The organism is Rhodococcus oxybenzonivorans (assembly GCF_003130705.1).
Lineage (GTDB): Bacteria > Actinomycetota > Actinomycetes > Mycobacteriales > Mycobacteriaceae > Rhodococcus_F > Rhodococcus_F oxybenzonivorans.
Map to the genome: position 1 here is coordinate 2,891,120 of NZ_CP021354.1, position 18,938 is coordinate 2,910,057.

The 18,938-nt window shown below is 67.9% G+C and carries 18 protein-coding genes, 3 pseudogenes and 1 riboswitch; of the genes and pseudogenes, 8 read left to right on the forward strand and 13 right to left on the reverse strand.

From position 1 onward, the window contains the following. Window positions 1–18: 18 nt before the first annotated feature. Genes CBI38_RS13785 through cobG form a run of 3 tightly spaced genes read right to left on the reverse strand, consistent with a single transcriptional unit; the run spans window position 19 to window position 3,302 of the window. A complete protein-coding gene (locus tag CBI38_RS13785; protein WP_109329607.1) occupies window positions 19–1,521 on the reverse strand; it encodes a precorrin-2 C(20)-methyltransferase in 1,503 nt (500 codons plus the stop codon). Continuing rightward, window positions 1,518–2,144 (reverse strand): precorrin-8X methylmutase, encoded by a 627-nt coding sequence (locus tag CBI38_RS13790; protein ID WP_109329609.1) that lies wholly within the window; start codon window positions 2,142–2,144, stop codon window positions 1,518–1,520. Before CBI38_RS13790 ends, CBI38_RS13785 begins: the two co-directional genes overlap by 4 nt. A 24-nt stretch (window positions 2,145–2,168) precedes the next feature. Beyond that, a complete protein-coding gene (gene cobG, locus CBI38_RS13795) occupies window positions 2,169–3,302 on the reverse strand; it encodes a precorrin-3B synthase (protein WP_109329611.1) in 1,134 nt (377 codons plus the stop codon). A gap of 6 nt (window positions 3,303–3,308) precedes the next feature. After that, window positions 3,309–3,451, forward strand: a riboswitch (cobalamin riboswitch). Window positions 3,452–3,522: 71 nt separating this feature from the next. On the opposite strand from cobG, the gene cobN reads away from it, so the two are divergent. Beyond that, entirely contained in the window at window positions 3,523–7,125 is a 3,603-nt protein-coding gene (gene cobN, locus CBI38_RS13800) for a cobaltochelatase subunit CobN (protein WP_109329612.1), read from the forward strand. A 30-nt stretch (window positions 7,126–7,155) separates the two neighbouring features. Beyond that, entirely contained in the window at window positions 7,156–7,542 is a 387-nt protein-coding gene (locus tag CBI38_RS13805; RefSeq protein WP_109329614.1) for a PPOX class F420-dependent oxidoreductase, read from the forward strand. On the opposite strand, the pseudogene CBI38_RS13810 reads toward CBI38_RS13805, so the two are convergent. Continuing rightward, window positions 7,523–7,867 (reverse strand): annotated as a pseudogene (locus CBI38_RS13810) (ADP-ribosylglycohydrolase family protein); the annotation flags it as partial. The gene CBI38_RS13805 and the pseudogene CBI38_RS13810 overlap by 20 nt on opposite strands. 226 nt (window positions 7,868–8,093) lie before the next feature. Between CBI38_RS13810 and CBI38_RS13815 the strand changes: the two are divergent. Then, the gene (locus tag CBI38_RS13815; RefSeq protein WP_109329618.1) at window positions 8,094–9,245 is read left to right on the forward strand and encodes a hypothetical protein; all 1,152 of its coding nucleotides are present in this window, start codon (window positions 8,094–8,096) and stop codon (window positions 9,243–9,245) included. 19 nt (window positions 9,246–9,264) lie between these two features. Here the strand turns inward: CBI38_RS13815 and CBI38_RS13820 are convergent, their stop codons facing one another. After that, on the reverse strand, window positions 9,265–9,591 hold the full coding sequence (locus CBI38_RS13820) for an ANTAR domain-containing protein (RefSeq protein WP_109329621.1): 327 nt from the start codon (window positions 9,589–9,591) through the stop codon (window positions 9,265–9,267). Continuing rightward, the gene (locus CBI38_RS13825; protein WP_109329622.1) at window positions 9,588–9,803 is read right to left on the reverse strand and encodes a hypothetical protein; all 216 of its coding nucleotides are present in this window, start codon (window positions 9,801–9,803) and stop codon (window positions 9,588–9,590) included. The genes CBI38_RS13820 and CBI38_RS13825 overlap by 4 nt, the downstream gene beginning before the upstream one ends. Before the next feature lie 253 nt (window positions 9,804–10,056). Between CBI38_RS13825 and CBI38_RS13830 the strand changes: the two genes are divergently transcribed. Further along, the gene (locus tag CBI38_RS13830) at window positions 10,057–10,863 is read left to right on the forward strand and encodes an SDR family oxidoreductase (protein ID WP_109329624.1); all 807 of its coding nucleotides are present in this window, start codon (window positions 10,057–10,059) and stop codon (window positions 10,861–10,863) included. A 1-nt stretch (window position 10,864) separates the two neighbouring features. On the opposite strand, the gene CBI38_RS13835 is transcribed toward CBI38_RS13830, so the two are convergent. From CBI38_RS13835 to CBI38_RS39005, 6 genes and pseudogenes are all read right to left on the reverse strand, one after another. Continuing rightward, window positions 10,865–12,226: a metallopeptidase TldD-related protein gene (locus CBI38_RS13835; protein ID WP_109329626.1), complete on the reverse strand. Its 1,362-nt coding sequence runs from the start codon at window positions 12,224–12,226 to the stop codon at window positions 10,865–10,867. Beyond that, window positions 12,223–13,741, reverse strand: a pseudogene (locus tag CBI38_RS13840) (TldD/PmbA family protein). The gene CBI38_RS13835 and the pseudogene CBI38_RS13840 overlap by 4 nt, the downstream one beginning before the upstream one ends. A 22-nt stretch (window positions 13,742–13,763) precedes the next feature. Further along, window positions 13,764–14,531 carry a TSUP family transporter gene (locus CBI38_RS13845; RefSeq protein ID WP_109335072.1) on the reverse strand — a complete coding sequence of 256 codons (768 nt, stop codon included), beginning with the start codon at window positions 14,529–14,531 and terminating at the stop codon, window positions 13,764–13,766. A 65-nt stretch (window positions 14,532–14,596) separates the two neighbouring features. Further along, complete coding sequence (locus tag CBI38_RS38995; RefSeq protein ID WP_230990171.1) at window positions 14,597–15,049, reverse strand: NAD(P)/FAD-dependent oxidoreductase; 453 nt, start codon at window positions 15,047–15,049, stop codon at window positions 14,597–14,599. 30 nt (window positions 15,050–15,079) lie between these two features. Next, window positions 15,080–15,586, reverse strand: coding sequence for an NAD(P)/FAD-dependent oxidoreductase (locus CBI38_RS39000; RefSeq protein ID WP_230990172.1), 507 nt, complete (start codon window positions 15,584–15,586; stop codon window positions 15,080–15,082). After that, window positions 15,502–15,720, reverse strand: coding sequence for an FAD-dependent oxidoreductase (locus tag CBI38_RS39005; RefSeq protein WP_230990173.1), 219 nt, complete (start codon window positions 15,718–15,720; stop codon window positions 15,502–15,504). Before CBI38_RS39005 ends, CBI38_RS39000 begins: the two co-directional genes overlap by 85 nt. A 109-nt stretch (window positions 15,721–15,829) precedes the next feature. Here CBI38_RS39005 and CBI38_RS13855 point away from each other — a divergent pair, with 109 nt between their 5' ends. The 4 genes from CBI38_RS13855 to CBI38_RS13870 all read left to right on the forward strand — a co-directional run bounded on the left by CBI38_RS13855 (window position 15,830) and on the right by CBI38_RS13870 (window position 18,390). After that, window positions 15,830–16,993, forward strand: a complete 1,164-nt coding sequence (locus tag CBI38_RS13855; RefSeq protein ID WP_109335073.1) for a sensor histidine kinase — start codon at window positions 15,830–15,832, stop codon at window positions 16,991–16,993. 56 nt (window positions 16,994–17,049) lie between these two features. Continuing rightward, entirely contained in the window at window positions 17,050–17,409 is a 360-nt protein-coding gene (locus CBI38_RS13860; RefSeq protein ID WP_109329628.1) for an ArsR/SmtB family transcription factor, read from the forward strand. Further along, a complete protein-coding gene (locus tag CBI38_RS13865; protein WP_109329630.1) occupies window positions 17,387–17,857 on the forward strand; it encodes an SRPBCC family protein in 471 nt (156 codons plus the stop codon). Before CBI38_RS13860 ends, CBI38_RS13865 begins: the two co-directional genes overlap by 23 nt. A 128-nt stretch (window positions 17,858–17,985) precedes the next feature. After that, the gene (locus tag CBI38_RS13870) at window positions 17,986–18,390 is read left to right on the forward strand and encodes a hypothetical protein (RefSeq protein WP_109329632.1); all 405 of its coding nucleotides are present in this window, start codon (window positions 17,986–17,988) and stop codon (window positions 18,388–18,390) included. Here the strand turns inward: CBI38_RS13870 and CBI38_RS13875 are convergent. After that, a pseudogene (locus CBI38_RS13875) lies at window positions 18,382–18,682 on the reverse strand (IS3-like element ISRhosp1 family transposase); the annotation flags it as partial. The gene CBI38_RS13870 and the pseudogene CBI38_RS13875 overlap by 9 nt on opposite strands. Between the last annotated feature and the right edge of the window lie 256 nt (window positions 18,683–18,938).

The following is an 18,938-nucleotide window of genomic DNA, read 5'->3' on the forward strand; positions in this document are numbered from 1 at the left end:
TCGATGTGCTGCGTCCGCTCAGCCGGGGTAGCGGCGGGGAGTGAAGACCCGGGTGCCGTGTTCGTTCTCGACGACGGTGGTCATCGAGGAGCCGACGATCAGCAGGCACCGCATGTCGATCTCGGCGGGGTCGAGGTCGGCGAGGCGCACCACCCGCACCGATTCCTGCACGCCGGCCACATCGCGTCCGATGATCACGGGGGTGTCGGGGGAGCGGTGCTCGAGCACGAGGTCGCGCATCGCGGCCACCTGCCAGGTACGTGATTTCGACGCCGGGTTGTAGACGGCGAACGCCATGTCGGCGCTCGCGACGGCGGAAATACGTTGCGCGACGATGTCCCACGGCTTCAGCCGGTCCGACAGGGACAGGACGGCGTAGTCGTGGCCGAGGGGAGCACCGACACGGCTCGCCACCGCGTTGGCGGCGGTCATGCCGGGGAGCACGCGGACGGGAACGTCACGCCACTGGTCCTCGGCAGCCACCTCGAGCACGGCCGCGGCCATGGCGAACACCCCCGGGTCACCGGAGGACACCACGGCCACCCGGGCACCGTTCTTGGCCAGGTCGAGCGCCATCGCCGCGCGTTCGGCCTCGACGCGGTTGTCGCTGGCATGCCGGCGTTGACCGGGCCGCTCGGGCACCCTGTCGATGTACGGACCGTAGCCGACGACATCGGTGGCGAGGGACAACTCGTACTGCACCTCGGGGGTGGTCCAGGCCTGATCGCCCGGGCCCAGTCCGACGACGACGAGTTCGCCGGTGGGTGCTGTGGTGTCCCCGCGGCTGGTGGACGGGCTCGGGATCACGGCGATCGAGAAGTAGGGCACGTCGCTGTCGGAAACCTCGTCTGCGGAGGCGATCCGTTCCCGGTCGGTGCTGGCCCGTTCGACATACCAGGCCTCGTCGATGCGGCCGGAATCTTTCAGCGCCTGGCGGACCGCCGGATAGGTGCGGCCGAGCTTGAGGATCGCTGCGGCGTCGGTCTCGCGGAGGCGTCGGGTCAGCTCCGCCTGCGGCAACGTTCCGGGCAGGACGGTGAGCACTTCCTCACCCTCGACCAGCGGCATGGCCAGGGCGGCCGAGGCGGCGCTCACGGCAGTCACACCGGGAATCACCTCGGCGTCGAACCGCTGCGCCAACCTTTTGTGCATGTGCATGTACGAGCTGTAGAACAGCGGATCACCCGCGGCCAGCAGCGCGACCGAACGACCGGCCTCGAGATGCGCGGCGAGCCGCCCCGACGCGTCCTCGTAGAACTCGTCCATCGCCCCCTGATAGCCGCCGGGATGATCGATCGTCTCGGTGGTGACGGGGTAGACGAGGTGCTCCTCGATCTGGTCCTCACGCATGTACGGGGCCGCGACGCCGCGGGAGATACTTTTGCCGTGCCGGGCGCTGTGGAACGCCACCACGTCGGCCTCGGCGATGACCCGCGCCGCCTTGACCGTCATCAGTTCGGGATCGCCCGGACCGATTCCGACTCCCCACAGTTTGCCGTGCGCACTCGTCTCGGCGCTCATTCCACTTCACTCGCAATCGCGTTCAGGGCGGCCGCAGTGATGGCACTGCCACCCCGCCTGCCGCGCACCACCAGGTAGTCGAGGCCGCTGGGATGCTCGATCAGTGCCTCTTTCGATTCGGCCGCGCCGATGAAACCGACGGGACCACCGATCACGGCAGCGGGCCGCGGCGCGCCCGACTCGATCATGTGGAGCAGGTAGAAGAGGGCGGTCGGGGCGTTCCCGATCGCGACGACGGCGCCCTCGAGTTTGCTGCCCCACAACTCCAGCGCGGCGGCCGACCGGGTATTCCCGATCTGCGTGGCCAGGACAGGGACCCGGGGGTCGCGGAGCGTGCACACCACTTCGTTGTCCGCGGGCAGTCGCTTGCGGGTGACGCCGGCCGCCACCATCTGCGCATCGCAGAAGATCGGGGCGCCATTTGCGAGAGCCTCCCGCGCGGCTTTGACGACACCAGGGGTGAATGCGACGTCGTCCACCAGATCGACCTGGCCGCTCGCATGGATCATGCGGACCACGGCCTGCGAGACGTCCGCGGGGAAGGCGCTGAGATCTGCTTCGGCGCGAATCGTGGCGAAGGACTGGCGGTAGATCTCTGCGCCGTCTCGGATGTACTCGATCATGGCCTCACGATAGAGGCAGTGCTGTCAGCGGTGGTCCACCCGGTAACCGGTTGCGGTCGCAACGACATCGGTCACCTCACCCTTGGGACGCCCGCAACAGCGGTCGCAACCCGACCAGTGTTGCCTCCCGGCGACGGGGAGCTCGCCCCCGAGAACGGCGTCGCGGGCGTCGGTGCGCACGTCGGCGAGCGCCTTGTCACAGCCCGGCCTGCCCGTGCAGGCAGTGACGTTCAACCAGGGGGAGTTCTCGTCGAAGATCAGGCCCATCGGTGCGAGGACACGGACCACCTGCTCGGCGGACCACTCGTCGAGATCGCACAGCAGCACCGACCTCCACGGGGTGACGATCACTGGTTTATCCACCGCGGCGAGGAACTCCGCCATCCTCGAGTCGAGGACCCCGAACGCGAGGCCGCCGCCGAGCGTGACGGTGCCGTCCGGCTGATCCAGCCACCCGATCGGGGGCCGGTGCTCGGCGAACCCGGTCACCGGTTGTGCGGTGGGCGCAAGGGCTAGGGCGGTAAGGGTCCGTTCGACGCCGTCGTCGATCTCGGACAGCCGCCACTGCCCGTCGCGCAGGCCGAGGAAGGTGCGGGCCGCGTCGAGCAGCACGTGCACCGACTCGGTCGCGGAAATCCGGGCCCCGCTGTCGCGGCCGGCCAGCACCAACGCCACCTCGGTCTCGCTCACCGCGTGTATACCGAAATCGCCGCCGAGCGCGGACACGTCACCGCGGCCGTCGTCGAGGGTGAAGAGGACACGGCCGGGGAGGTCGGCCAGCGCGGTGTCGGCGCACAAACTCCGGTCGAGTTCGTCGACCACGTCCCGCAGGTCGGCGACGCCACCGATGCGACCCGTCAACGGCGAGGCGAGGATGTTGCGTACCCGTTCGTGGGTGTGCGAGGGCAGCAGGCCGGTGTCTGCGAGCCTCCTCGCGAACTCCGGGGGATCGCCGACGGCGCGAAGCTGCACGTTGCCGCGGGAGGTCAGTCCGATCTCCCCGTTCCCGAGGTCGCGGGCCGACTCCGCGAGCACCTGCAGCTGCGCGGGCGTGAGAACACCACCGGGCAACCGCACGCGGGCGAGCGGACCGTCGGCGGCCTGATGGACCTGCAGCGCCCCCGGGCAGGCGTCGGGGCGGGAACGAGGGGCGACCATGGTCCCAGGTTACGTCGGCCGCCCGGTAGCATCACGAGCACTTGCGGCAGCAGGAGAGGAAGCCGGTGCAATTCCGGTGCGGTCGCGCCACTGTGAGCTCGCCGAACCCGGTGGGCGAGCCAGACCCTCACCTGCCGTCCTGTTGACCCACGGTTCCGAAACCGACCCGGTTTTCGGCAACCACCGCCACGGGGCGCGACACCCCAGGAAGGCTCCACCTGTGATCCTGCTGCTCTCCACCTCCGACACCGACCTGCTCAGCGCACGTGCCAGCAAAGCGGACTACCGCTGGGCCAACCCGGCACGGTTGCTGGTCGAGGAGGACCTGCCGGGACTGCTCGCGGGCGTAGACCTCGTCGTGGTCCGGATTCTCGGTGGCCGCCGGGCGTGGGAGGACGGGCTCGACGCGGTGCTGGCCAGTGGCCTGCCGGTGGTGGTCCTGGGCGGTGAGCACGCTCCCGACGCCGAGTTGATGGAGTGCTCGACGGTGACCGCCGGCGTCGCCGCGGAGGCGCACAACTATCTGGCCGAGGGCGGAGCCGACAACCTCGCCCAACTGCACCACTTCCTGTCCGACACGGTCCTGCTCACCGGTCACGGTTTCGAGGCGCCCGTGCATCTGCCGAGCTGGGGTCTGGCCCCGTTCGCCGTCGAGCCCGAAGCGCAGCGCCCCACCATCGCCGTGCTCTATTACCGAGCCCAGCACCTGGCGGGGAACACCCGCTACATCGAGGCGCTGTGCGCCGCGATCGATGCTGCCGGGGGCAACCCGCTGCCGATCTACTGCGCGTCGCTGCGCACCGCCGAGCCCGAGCTGCTGCAGACGCTGCGCCGCGCCGACGCCATGGTGGTTACCGTGCTCGCCGCAGGCGGCACCAAGCCCGCCGGTGCGTCCGCCGGCGGCGACGACGAAGCGTGGGATGTCGCCGCGCTCGCCGCGTTGGACGTGCCGATCCTGCAGGGGCTGTGCCTGACGAGCAGCCGGGAGTCGTGGGAGTCCAACGACGACGGACTCTCCCCGCTCGACGTCGCCACCCAGGTCGCGGTGCCCGAGTTCGACGGACGCCTCATCACGGTGCCGTTCTCGTTCAAGGAGATCGACGCGGACGGGCTGTCCACGTATGTGCCCGACGCCGAACGGGCATCCCGGGTGGCCGGTATCGCCGTCCGGCACGCCCGCCTGCGCCATATTCCGGCGTCCGAACGTCGCATAGCCCTGATGCTGTCGGCGTATCCCACCAAGCACGCGCGGATCGGCAACGCGGTCGGTCTCGACACCCCCGCGAGCGCGATCCGCCTGCTCACCGACATGCGGGCGGCCGGGTACGACCTCGGCCCGGACGACGGCCCGGACGCGGTGCCCGGTCTCGCCGCGCAGGACGGGGACGCGCTCATCCACGCCCTGATCGCCGCGGGCGGCCAGGACCCCGACTGGTTGACGGCCGAGCAGCTCGAGGGCAATCCGATCCGCATTTCCGCCGCCCGCTACCGGGAATGGTTCTCGGCGTTGCCCGCGGACCTGCGCGACGGGGTCGAGGAACACTGGGGCCCGGCACCGGGCGAATTGTACGTCGACCGCTCCCAGGACCCCGACGGTGAAATCGTCATCGCCGCAATGCAGTTCGGCAACCTGGTGCTCATGGTGCAGCCGCCCCGCGGTTTCGGGGAGAAGCCGGTGGCCATCTACCACGACCCGGACCTGCCGCCGAGCCACCACTACCTCGCCGCCTACCGCTGGATCGCCGCGCAGACCGCGGACGGTGGTTTCGGCGCCGACGCGGTGGTGCACCTCGGCAAGCACGGCAACCTCGAATGGCTGCCCGGCAAGACCCTCGGCATGTCGGCGTCGTGCGGCACCGACGCCGCCCTCGGCGACCTCCCGCTCATCTACCCGTTCCTGGTCAACGATCCCGGCGAGGGCACACAGGCCAAACGGCGTGCGCACGCCACCCTGGTCGATCACCTGATTCCGCCGATGGCCCGCGCCGAGAGCTACGGCGACATCTCCCGGCTCGAACAGCTCCTGGACGAGCACTCCAACATCTCCGCCCTCGACCCGTCGAAGCTGCCGGCCATCCGCCAGCAGATCTGGACGCTGATGCGGGCCGCCAAGATGGACCACGACCTCGGGCTCGAGGAACGACCCGACGAAGACGTGTTCGACGACATGCTGCTGCACGTCGACGGCTGGCTGTGCGAGATCAAGGACGTCCAGATCCGGGACGGGCTGCACGTGCTGGGGCAGGCGCCACGCGGCGACGCCGAGGCGGAGTTGATTCTCGCCATGCTCCGTGCCCGGCAGATGTGGGGCGGCGAGCAGAATGTTCCCGGTTTGCGGGAGGCCCTCGGACTCAGCGAGGACGGCGACGAATCGCGCACCCGCGTGGACGACGTCGAGGCCCAGGCCCACGCGCTCGTGCGGGGCATGGCCGACGCCGATTGGCGGCCCGAAGCAGCCGACTCGCTGACCGAGGACGCCACGGTCGCGAAGATCCTTCGGTTCGCCGCCACCGAGGTGGTGCCCCGACTCCGGGAAACCGACAACGAGATCGCGCAGGTTCTGCACGCCCTGGACGGTGGATTCATCGCCGCCGGGCCGAGCGGTTCACCGCTGCGCGGGCTCATCAACGTGCTTCCGACGGGCCGCAACTTCTACTCCGTCGACCCGAAGGCCGTGCCGTCGCGGCTTGCCTGGGAAACCGGGCAGGCGATGGCCGACTCGCTTCTCGAGCGGTACCGAGCCGACCACGGGGACTGGCCGCGGTCGGTGGGGCTGTCGGTGTGGGGCACCTCCGCGATGCGTACGTCCGGCGACGACATCGCCGAGGTGTTCGCGCTGCTCGGTGTGCGGCCGGTGTGGGACGAGGCCAGCCGCCGGGTGGTGAGCCTCGAAGTGATCGACCTCGCGGAGCTGGGCCGCCCGCGCATCGACGTGACCGTGCGGATCAGTGGCTTCTTCCGTGACGCGTTCCCGCACGTGCTGGCCCTGCTCGATGACGCGGTCCGGCTCGTCGCCGCGCTGGACGAACCGGCGGAGAGCAACTTCGTGCGCGCGCACGCGCAGGCGGATCTGGCGGACCACGGTGACGAGCGGCGCGCGACCACCCGCATCTTCGGGTCGAAACCCGGAACCTACGGCGCCGGACTACTGCAGCTGATCGACTCCAAGAGCTGGCGCGGCGACGCCGATCTCGCCGAGGTGTACACCACCTGGGGCGGTTTCGCCTACGGACGCGGACTCGACGGCGCCCCCGCCGCCGACGACATGCGTGCGGCGTACCGGCGAATCACCGTGGCCGCGAAGAACACCGACACCCGCGAGCACGACATCGCCGATGCCGACGACTATTTCCAGTATCACGGTGGCATGGTCGCGACGGTGCGCGCGCTCACCGGGACGTCACCGGAGGCGTACATCGGTGACAGCACCCGACCCGACTCGGTGCGCACCCGCACCTTGTCGGAGGAGACGTCCCGCGTCTTCCGCGCCCGGGTGGTCAACCCGCGCTGGCTCGAGGCGATGCGCCGGCACGGGTACAAGGGGGCGTTCGAGATGGCCGCCACCGTCGACTATCTGTTCGGGTACGACGCCACCACCAACGTCGTCGCCGACTGGATGTACGAGAAGCTGGCCGAGTCGTACGTTCTGGACGAGCAGAACCGCAAGTTCATGGAGAAGTCGAACCCGTGGGCGCTGCACGAAATCGCCGAGCGGTTGCTCGAGGCCGCGGAGCGGGACATGTGGGAGCACCCCGAGAAGGACACGCTCGATGGGCTCCGTCAGGTGTACCTCGACACCGAGGGTGAACTTGAGGGCGACTGAGACGGCGTTCCCGCGGGCTAGCATGGCCGGGTGACCACAGAATTCGATCGGGTGTCGGCCGCCAAGTATGTTCTGCTCACCACGTTTCGCAAGGACGGCTCCCCGGTGGCGACGCCACTGTGGGCGGCCCCCGACGGGGACCGGCTACTGATGTGGACGGTCACCGATTCCTACAAGGTGAAACGAATCCGCCGCAATCAGGAGGTCACGGTGGCGGTGTGCGATGCCCGGGGAAAGCCGAAGGGACCGGAGGTGCCGGGGCGGGCGGTGGTCCTCGACGCTGCGGGCACCGATCACGCGCGCGACGTCATCGCACGCAAGTACGGGGTTCTCGGGTGGATCTCGATGAAGCTCAGCCTGCTTCGGCGAGGCAGGACGGGCACCATCGGACTCGCCGTCACTGCGGACGACCGGTAGCGGCCACCCGCGCCGACGCGAGACCGTCGGCGAGTTGCGTGATGTCCGCGGGGTCCGGAAGCAGGACATCGGCGTACCAGGGGAGTGCATGCACCGTGTCCGCGGACTGTGCTCCGAGGAGACCACCGACCAGGGCGGCGACGGTGTCGGTGTCGTCGACCGGGACGAACCACCCCACCGGCAGCGCTCTCATCACCGCACCGTTCGTGTTTCCGCCCGCCTCGGGTGGGCGGCCATGGTCGCGGTAGTGCTGGATCGCTGCGTGTGTCGAGGGGCCGATACCGGGAACGCGGTCGGCGCGCTCGCTCAACAATCGCAGGAAGTGCTCCGCCGGATCGGCGTGTGCAACCTACAACAGCCCTGTCCAGGTTTACAGGGCAGCCGGCGACGACGCGCCCGGCGGCAGGGTGGGAAGCGGCCACCCAGGTGTGCGATTTACCCACTTCGGGGTGGTGGTCACCGATCCCGTTGCGCGCGACGATCGATCCTGTGCGCCGTGTCAGGTCTCGATCCGCCCGATTACTCGCCGCCCAGCCGAAGGACGGCACCCGATGAGCCGTCGGATGATGGTCGTGGCCGTCCTCTCGGCGGTCGCGCTGGCTGTCGCGGTGACGGCGTCCGTCGAGTGGCGGATGTGCCGAACAACCTTCGGCCCTACGGAATTGGCGTTGTTTCTGACGGTCGGTGGGGTGTTCGTGGCGGCGGGTCTGGTCGCGGGCCGGCACCGGCCGGCCGACACTCTGGGACGCCTGCTGGTGGCTGCCGGGTTGCTCTGGATGACGAAAGGTCTTCGGCTGTCGTCGATTCCGGTGCTGTTCACCACCGGCACGGTCTTGACCAACATGTATATACCGGTGCTGATCCAATTGGTGTTCAGTTTCCCCTGGGGGCGGTTGCACCACCGGTGGGAGCGTCGGTTCCTAGGCGGGTGTTACGCGTATTACGCGGTGTCCGTGGTCTGTGAGCTGGCATTCCTGGACACCCGCCGCGTCGATTCCACCCATCCGCCCGGGTTGAACCTTCTCCTGGTACGGGACGACCCGACGGTCTTCGCAGCGATGCAAGTCGTCTTCGGAGTCGGGGGAATGGCGATCGGTCTGGTGCTGATCGGTGTTCTCCTCGCGCGGTGGCGTTCGGGTACGCGGGCATACCGGGCCGCCGTCGCACCGTTGTGGTTCGCCGCGCTGCTCGGTACCGCCGCCACCGCCTGGACCCCGCTCGCCTCGGTCTGGGTGCAGGGTCCACAACAGGCGTGGACCCTGCTTCTGCGGTATCCGTCGACCGCGCTGATCCCGCTCGCCGTGTTGGTGGGGCTGTGGCGATACCGAGTCACCCGGGCTGCGGTGCGCAACCTGTCGATCGATCTCGGCGCCGCCCCCTTCGGTGCGGGCGTGGTCGACGCACTGCGTGAGGCACTCCGCGACCCCAGCCTGGTGGTGTGGTGGTACTCCCGCGCCCACGACGGATATGTGGATGCCCAGGGACGACACCAGGTACTTCCGCGCAGAAACGATCCCCGGGAGGCGACCACTCTCATTCACGACGGAGTTCTGATCGGGGCCTTGGTGTACGACAAGGCGGTCGCCGATCAGCCGCGGCTCCTCGCGGAGGTGCGCACCGCCACCAGCCGGGCGCTCGGTACTCGGCGACGGGACGACGCACTCGGGCAGCGTCGTGGGGTGTCAGCACGGGACAGCAGGTAGCGCGAGGGACGCGGTCCCGTCACGCAGTCGGCACCGACGGAGCAGGTGGGCGACCCGACGGCGAGAGGGAGGTGGCCCAGTCGCCGAACGCCATTGCAGTCGATCCGGCGGGCAGCGGCGCCGCCTGTCGCCGATCGGTCAGTACGACCAGCATTCGTGCGGCGCGTTGCACGCTCACGTGGTGATGCCGGGAAACATCCAGCAGTTCCTCGAATGCTTCGGCGTCGCCATACCCGCGGCTGGCGATGAGAATGCGCTTCGCCGCGGCGAGGATTTCGCCGGGGCCGGGCGGGGCCTTCGAGGTGGTGGGTTCCGTTGAAGGACGCAGACGGAGTGGAGTGCTCATACAGCGGCAACGGACAGGGCGGTCGCCAGAAGGACAATCAGCCCCACGGACGCTCCCACCAGCAGCGAGTCGGTAAGGACGCCGCTGCCCACACCGGAGACAAGGCACACGAAGCTCGCAAGGGCAACATTCCCGAAGTCGGCTTTCGCTGCGACGATCGATCGGCGCGACTCGGGGGGCAGCGTGTCGCGATCGAGGGCACTGGAGTGCATACAACCTCCTGGGCAGAGTGCAAAGGACATAACTCGGCGCACGCCGAATACGCGGCAAAGTCACCTGAGTTGTGGTCCCTTTCTCTGGAGACCGAAATGTGACGTCCCTCGCCACTTCCTCGGTGAGTGAGAAATGTCATAAACGGGACGCCTGGACCTTTATAGCGCATACGGGCACCAGATGTCATCTGGACATTTGTCCAGTAAGATGCGGCGCCGTTTCGGTGTGCGTCGCCGCGGGTACCGACACGACATGGATTTCCCACGCACCGCGGTCGTCACCGGCTCCGATTCAGGAATAGGTCGCGCAGTGGCGGTGGCCCTCGCGGCAGCAGGGGTGAACGTCGGTATCACCTATCACACTGACCGGGACGGTGCAAAGAACACAGCCCGGGAGGTCCGCGACAACGGTGCCGACGCGTACGTCCGCCACCTCGACCTGACCGACCTGCCGAACTCCAGTGCCGTCATCGACGAACTCGCCGCCGAACTCGGCGGCGTCGACGTGCTGGTGAACTGTTCCGGCACGGGTACCGCGGTGCCGGTCATGGAGATGGATTTCGCGACGTGGCGCGAGGTGCTGTCGGTCAACCTGGACGGCGCTTTCCTGTGCACGCAGCGCGCCGTCCGGCACATGATCGATGCTGGGCGCGGCGGCCGCATCATCAACATCACCAGTGTCCACGAGCACGCACCCAAGTTCGGGGCGGCCCCGTACTGCGCGTCGAAAGCGGGGCTGGGCGGGTTGACGAAGGTACTGGCGCTCGAACTGGCGCAGTACGGAATCACGGCCAATTCCGTGGCGCCCGGCGAAATATCTACGCCCATGACGGGACAGACGGACGAGGAGCCCCGTGCGAAGGACAGGCCGGGCGTCCCCGGGCGTCGTCCCGGCGACGCGCGGGAAGTGGCCGCCGTCGTGTCGTTCCTCGCGTCACCCGAGGCGAGTTATGTCACCGGGTCGTCCTATGTGGTGGACGGCGGAATGCTCCTGATGGGGCCGGAGGCCAACGCCCGCTTGCAGAGCGGTGAATGGACGGTCGCGTCGGGAAACGCCTGAACTATGATGCCTGACTCACCGAGGACATGTGGAAGTCGGGAATCCGCAACGGCGGCATGGCTGTTCGGGTGAACCAGTCCTTCCATTCCCGCGGCAGCGTGCGTTCGGTGGCCCCGGCCTGGGAGACCCTTCGGAGCAGATCGAGGGGGCTTTCGTTGAATCGGAAGTTGTTCACGGCACCCGTCACCTTCCCGTTCTCGACGAGGTAGACGCCGTCGCGGGTCAGCCCCGTCAGTAACAGGGTCGCCGGGTCGACCTCGCGGATGTACCACAGGGTGGTCAGCAGCAGCCCGCGTTCGGTCTCGGCCACCATCTGATCGAGCGACAGCGAACCGCCGGCGTCGAGGATCAGGTTGTCCCCGGGCACGGTGACCTCGGCGCCGAACTCCCGGGCCGCCGCACGCGGATAGGCGAGTGCATGGACCGAGCCCTCCCGTACCCAGTCGACGCGGCCGGCGTCCAAGCCGTTGTCGAACACCGACACCGATTCGGAGGAGGATCGGGTCGCGACGAACGGGGCGTATTCCAGGCCCAGTGCGGCGGGATCGGAGGTGAGAGTGAGAGGGAGCGCGGAGAGGCGTTCGCCGATTCGGGTGCCGCCGGGCGCCGACAGTGCGGAGTGTCCTTCTTCCGCGGCCCTGCCCTCCATGGTCCACATGAGATAGATCATCAGATCTGCCACGGCCGACGGCGGAAGAAGGGTTTCGTAGCGGCCGGCGGGTAGCTCCACCCGGGTGCTTGCCCAGCCGAGGCGAGTGGACAACTCCTCGAGCATCTTCGTGCCGGGGACGTCGGTGAAGTCCTTGGTGCTCGTGCCCACCCACGCGCTGGCGTCGCCGCGTTTGGCATTGATCTCGACAGACCCGGTGGGCTGGACGAATCGGCGCCGGATTCCGGTGGAGGTCCCGAGCCAGGTGGTGTGCAGTTGGTGATGGGCGAAGCCGTAGAGCTGATCGGTGCCGTCGAAGCCCATCGCGAGGTCCTGGGCGAGTTGCTCGAACGCGCCGATCTCGGTGACGGCGGCCGTCTCCTCCCACTGCGGGTCGGTGTCGGTCGCGGCGAGGAGCGGCATCGCGTCGGAGGCGGGACCGGCTGCGCGAGCGGCAGATTCGGCCGAACGGACGACGCCGTCGATGTCCGCGGCGTCCACGGAGGCGGAGGTGACGATCCCGACCTTCGCCTCGTCACCGTCCCGGACGATGGAGACCACCGTCCAGCTGCGTGACGTCGAGAGGCCGTTGGTGGTCATCGAGTTGCCGGCCCACCGCAGGGCGGCCTCGCTGGCGTCGGTGACGAGGACGATGGTGTCGTCCACCGTGGCGCGGGCGAGGATTTGCTCGACGAGTTGCTGCGGGGCGATCATCGGGCACCTTCCGTCCGGGTGTTCAGTACGTTGACGCCGCGGAACAACGCGGACGGGCAGCCGTGGCTGACAGCCGCGACCTGACCGGGTTGCGCCTTGCCGCAGTTGAACGCGCCGCCCAGTTGCCAGGTGGAACGTCCCCCGAGGGCCTCCAGCGACCCCCAGAAGTCGGTGGTCGTCGCCTGATACGCGACGTCGCGTACCTGCCCGTCGATCCTGCCCCCGCGGATGCGGTAGAACCGCTGGCCGGTGAACTGGAAGTTGTACCGTTGCATGTCGATCGACCAGGACTTGTCGCCGACGATGTAGATCCCGTTCTCCACGCCGGAGATGAGGTCCGTGGTGCTGCGATCGGTGTCCGGGTCGGGCTGCAGCGACACGTTGGCCATGCGCTGAATGGGCACGTGATGGGGTGAGTCGGCGTAGGAGCACCCGTTGGACCGGTCGAGGCCCAGTCGTGGCGCGAACGCCCGGTCGAGTTGATAGCCCACCAGCACACCGTCCGCCACCAGGTCCCAGGACTGCGTTTCGACGCCCTCGTCGTCGTATCCGACGGTGGCCAGGCCGTGGGGTTCCGTCCGGTCCGCGGTGACGTGCATGATCGGGGTCCCGTACCGAGGTGCCGAGCTTGTCGGGTGTGGCGAACGAGGTGCCCGCGTATGCGGCTTCGTACCCGATCGCCCGGTCGTATTCGGTGGCGTGCCCGATGGATTCGTGGATCGTCAACCACAGGTTGCTCGGGTCGATCACCAGGTCGGTGGGTCCGGCCACCACGGTCGGGGCTTTCACCTTCTCGGCCAGTAGTTCCGGGAGTTCGGCGAGTTCGGTGGTCCAGTTCCACGTGTTGTCGGATCGGAGGTATTCCCAGCCGCGGCCGACCGGGGGCGCGAGCGTGCGCATGGTCTCGAACACCCCTGCCGACTGGTCCACGGTGGTGGCCTCGAGTTGCGGGTGCAGGCGAACCCGCTGCTGCACGATGGAGGAGCCGGCGAGATCGGCGTAGAACGTCTGTTCTTTCACCTGCAGGCACTCGGCGGTGACATGGTCGACACCGTCGGTCGCGAGCAAGCGGTGGGAGTACTCGCCGAGCAGCGAAATCTTCTCTGCGGTCGGCACTTCGAACGGGTCCACCTCGTACTCCGACACCCACTGCGCCTCGGCGTACACCGGTTCGTCGGCGAGTTCGACGTGTTCCCGGTTCAGTCCGCGCAACGCCCTGGCCACCGCGACCGCCTGTGCGGCCGTTGCCGCGGCGGTGGCCGCGGTGAGCTCGGCGTGGGAGGCGAACCCCCATGTGCCCTCCACCACCACGCGGACCGCGAAGCCCACCTCGTTGGTGTCGACCGCCGCCTGAACCTTGCCGTCGCGCAGCCGAAGGGACTGGCTGGTCAGTCGGTGAACCCGCAGATCTGCGTGGGAGGCGCCGGCCGCGCGCGCGGCGCCGAGTGCGGCGTCCGCCAGCACACGCAGAGGGAGGGCGAGGAATTCCGGATCAACCTGTCGTGGAGCCGTCACGGGGACCACCGTAGTCGGAAACTCAGCCGAACTGTTGCCAACCCAGCCGCAGCACCATGCCGATGACCACCACCAGCAGTGTGATTCGGACGAATCCGGCACCCTTGCTCAACGCCATGCGCGAACCGACGACCGCGCCCAGCACATTGCACACCGCCATGCCGAGGCCCAGCGCCCACAACACGTTTCCACTGGCCGCGAAGAACGCCAGCGCACCGAGGTTGGAACCGAGATTGATCACCTTCGCCATCGCGGCGCTGCGCACGAACTCGGTGCCGAGGAACGTCGCAAAGGTGATGATGAGGAAGGTTCCGGTGCCGGGGCCGAACAGCCCGTCGTAGAACCCGAGCAACCCGCCGGCCAGCAGTACCACGGCGACCATCTTCCGCTGCGTCGGCGGATCTTTCGCCAGGGTGATGCCGAGTTGCGGCCGTGCGGTCACGAACACGGCGACACCGACGAGAACCACCATGATCAGCGGGATGAAGACGTCCTTGTCGATGCGGGTCACCGTGGCCGCGCCGAGCGCGGACGTCGCCGCAGCGAGGAGACCTGCGGGGATCAATAGCCGCCACGCCATCCGGACACGCCGTGCGAAGGTCACAACGGCCGCGAAGGTGCCGGTCACCGCGGTCAGTTTGTTCGTGCCCAACGCGACCTGGGGCGTCAGGTGCGGGGCGACGAGGAACAGCGCCGGGATGAGGATCAACCCGCCGCCGCCGACCACGGCATCAACCCAACCAGCGGCGGTCGCGGCGATCAGCAGCAGGCCCCAATCGCTGGCGGTCACTGCCGAGTCGCCGCCGCGGACGGAGTGGGCAAACTTCTGCGGACCAGCGATCGTCGGGACACGGCTCACCATAGTAGGAGTGGGCACGGTACCTCCCTGCGTTCGGGCGCAGCGACCGCACAGCTACTGGGTTCGGCCTTGGGATGCAGTGCTGAAGGAGTTGAGCGACACGATGTGTCGGTGAGGGCTCCTCCCTGTCTGGTAGCGAGTACATTGTCCACCAGAATCGAAATCTGCTGTCGCAGAGCACCACCGGACGGGTCGGTGTCGACGGCGGCTCCGTCTCCCGCCGCCCAGACGTTCGGGTGCGCGCGATGCCGGAAAGTGTTCGGATCGATGTCGACGAGTCCGTGCGGATCGTCCCCGGTCAGGTTCGACGTCTCGAGCCAGCGCGGTCCCCGGAAGGGCGGCACCAGGTGGAGCATGTCGTACGACAGGTGCTGGGGTGTCCCGTCGGAGTCGGTCACGGTGATCGCGCGCTCGTCCGGTTTCAGCTCGGTGACCGTGGTGTCGTGCAAGCACGCGAACGCCGAGGTCGCGGAGATGGTTCAGGAGCCGGGCGTCGAGGTCCGGAACACCCAGTAGCTGGGGGCGGTCGATGACCAGCGTGATGTCGACACCCGGCAGCCGTCGGGTGTGCTTCCAGTGCGCGGCGGCCAGGAACAGCGGTTTGACAGTGGTTCCGGTGCAGCTGACCGGCGGGCGCGGCACCGTGAACACCGCTGCCCTCCGGCCGGCATCGCCTGCACCAGCTTCCACGTCTCCTCGGCGCGGTCCACATAGTTGCTCGCCACCGCGGAAGTGTGCAGTGCCGCGTCGATACCCGGCAGGGCGTCGGTGTCCGGCACAAGGCCGGGCCCCAGCACCAGGTCGGTGTACCCGTAGGTCCGTCCGGATGCGCACCGCACGGTCTTCGCCGCCGCGTCGACGACCAGGGCAGTGTCCTGAAGCCAGGTGCACCGGCGCGGCGTCACCGATCGTTGGGTGCGTTCCGCGCTCCGCAGGGATGCCTGTCCGCCGCCGACGTAGGACAGCAGCGGGCGGTAGGTGTGCACGCGCTGCGCTCCACCACTGCGACGTCGGTGATGCCGCGGCGTATCAGCCGCCCTGCCGCGCTGAGTCCGGCGTTGCCGCCGCCGATGATCAGCACATCGAAGGATTGGTCACTCACGCCGCCGTTGACATCCATTCTTCGGGCAGTACCCGGGACGGAAGTCCGGCAATCATCCAGGACGTGAGGGGTGCCCTGACGGTGGCACGTGCTCACCTGCTGGGCTCGCACTACCTACGCTGTGGTCATGCGAAGGTTCAGTCTGTGGCTGCGAGGCAAGCCGACGGTTGCGGACTCCATGCTGGCGGCGATTCTGTTCATGCTCGAGGTGTTCGCGTTCGCGGCGTCCGACGACCGGCCGCCGTGGGTGCAGTTGTTCATGGGTTTTCTGGTGTGCGTGCCAATCGTGTGGCGCCGCCGCTATCCGCGTGCGGCTGCCGGCGCCATCCTGCTGGTCTCCATCACCGTCACCTTCGTCAGTTATTCGCTCGGTGACGTCGACGCCGAGCATCCCGCCCTCCTCGCACTCGCCGTCGCCCTCTACACCCTTGTTGCGTATGTCGACCGGCAGACGGCGGCCGTCTACGCGGTCGGGCTGGTCGTCGACTCCGCACTCTCCATCTGGTTGCTCGACCAGCGGGTGATCGAGATCGGTCTGTATTCCGCGCTGATCTACGCGCTGTCCTGGATCACCGCGGAATTCCTGGGTGCCCGCCGGGCCTACGACGAGGAAGTGGCGGCGCGGCTGGCGGTGGCCGACTACGACCGCGACCGCCGTGCCGAGGACGCGGTGGCCGCGGAGCGCACGCGCATCGCCCGGGAATTGCACGATGTGGTGGCACATGCCGTGAGTGTGATGATCGTTCAGGCGGATGGCGCGTCGTATGCGATGACGAAAAATCCGGCGGTCGCGAAACAGGCGCTGACCAACATTGCGAGCACCGGGCGGGAGGCGCTTGCGGAACTGCGGCGCACGGTGTCGCTGCTGCGGACCGAGCCCGCCGTCGACGACATGCCCCAGCACGGGACCGCTGGTCTCGCCCGGGTGGTCGACATGATGCGCAGCGCTGGTTTGCCGGTCGAACTCGAACTGACCGGGGAACTGGACGACATCAGCCCCGCCGTCAGCCTGGGCATTCACCGGTTGGTACAGGAGTCGTTGACCAATGTGTTGCGCCACGCGGGGGAGCGTCCCCGGGCCAAGGTCAGGGTTCGCCGCCGTGAAGTCGACGTGCTCGTCGAGATCACCGACAACGGCAACGCAACCGAAAAATTCACACTCGGCTCGGGCAACGGGTTGCTCGGGATGCGGGAACGCGTGGCCGTGCTGCACGGCACCCTCGAGGCGGGTCGGCAGACCGACGGAAGCTGGCGGGTGACCGCGGAGTTACCGCTGCAACTCGAGGACTGAACCCGGCCAATTAGTTAGCCCTTGAACTAAGTGTTCAGTCGGTGATACTTTGCCTTATGGCTCAGTATTCGGAGCAATTGGACGGCATTTTCCAGGCACTCGCCGACCCCACCCGCAGGGCAGTGTTGACCCGACTCGGTGAAGGGCCGGCGAGCGTCGGCGAATTGGCGAAACCGTTCGACATGGCATTGCCGTCGTTCATGAAACACATCCGGTTCCTCGAGGACAGTGGGTGGATTCAGACCCGTAAGCAAGGTCGCGTTCGCACCTGCGTGCTGGAGGAGGAGTCGATGATCACCGCTCAGGCGTGGCTGGCGGAACAACGCGCCCTGTGGGAGGGCCGCACCGACCGCCTCGCGCAGTTCGTCACTACTCGAGAAAAGGACAATCGGAATGAATCCGTCACTGATACATGAGCTGGACCTGACGATATCGCGCATCATCGAGGCGCCGAGGTCGGCTGTCTGGAATGCCTGGACGGACCCCGCCAGCTTCGAGCAATGGTGGGTGCCGGCTCCCGCCAAGTGTCGCGTTCTGGAGATGGACCTTCGCCCGGGCGGGGCGTTCACCACCCAGATCAGCGAGGACGGCGGTGAATTCGCGCGCCACATCAACGGATGCTTCCTCGCGGTCGACCATCTCGAGCGGATCGTCTTCACCAACTCCCTCGTCGGTGGATGGCGACCCGCAGAAAACCCGTTCATGAGCGCGATCATCACCCTCGCCGACCATCCGCAGGGCACCGAATACGTGGCCCATGTAATGCACAAGAACAATGCCGACCGGAACATGCATGAGGAAATGGGTTTCGCCGACGGGTGGGGCACCGTGATCGCGCAGCTGGCCGCACTGGTCGAGCGCTAGGGGACCGCACGGCGGGCGCACCGCAACGGCCGCCGTGGTGGAAGTGGCGCCGATGTCGATCAGTGCCCACACTGGAAGAGGTACCCCACCCGAGGACGTTGGATGGGGCGAACCGTCAGGAGACCGCTATGGCCAACGAGAGACCGTTCGGATTCGACCCCGACGACCTCGACCGCGTGATTCGGGAAGCGAGCGAGGAGCTGCGCGGCTTCAAGGACAAGATCGTTCACTTCGTCGAGGCGGACGCCCAGATTCCCTGGACAGGCCTGTTCGCCGACATTGCCGCCAGAACGAAGCGTCCCGAACCCCGGCCGGAAACGACCGGCGACACCGGCGACGGCGTGTGGGCAATCTACAGCGTCGACGACGGCGGCGTCGCCCGCGTCGAGGAGGTGTACGCCACCGAACTCGACGCCCTCCGCGCCCACAAGCACAACACCGATCCGCGGCGATCGGTGCGCTTCCTTCCCTACGGCGTCACCGTCAGCGTCCTCGATCAGCCGAAGGAGCCGCCGACACCGGCAGCTGAGTAACCGGACGCGCCAGCGTGGAGGGTCTTGGTGGCCGCCGAGCGCGGAGTGACGGCGACGCCGGTCGTGGTACCAGAGTCGAACAGCTCCGTCCGTGCCTGCGACTTCGACGTCCAGGTGCGTCCGTGCAACCATTCCCTCTCGAGTCCAGGGAAGAACGACGCGGCGAGAGCAATGTCGTAACTCGAGCCCACCCGTCTCGACTCGGATTGATCTTCTGGCGATGGTGTACGTCGACGAAAGACGCTGCGGTGTACTGTGATCCGCGGTCGCTATGGAAAAGCACCCCGAACACTGCGTCGACGATTCCAGGCTTGCACACCACAGGATGGGTCAAACGCGGGCCGTCGGGCGTGATCGACACTAACAAACAAGCAATGCGCCCACGACACGGTGGCAGCGTTGATCGACGCATGGTCGCGGGACGGCTACCGCACCCGAAGTTCGTGACGGAGAGGCTCTGGCCACATCGGTCCACGAGCGCCGCCCCGAGGTTGTCTACCAGGAAAGCTGGTTGGCGATCGATGCGGAGGAACGGTCGCGGGGACGCG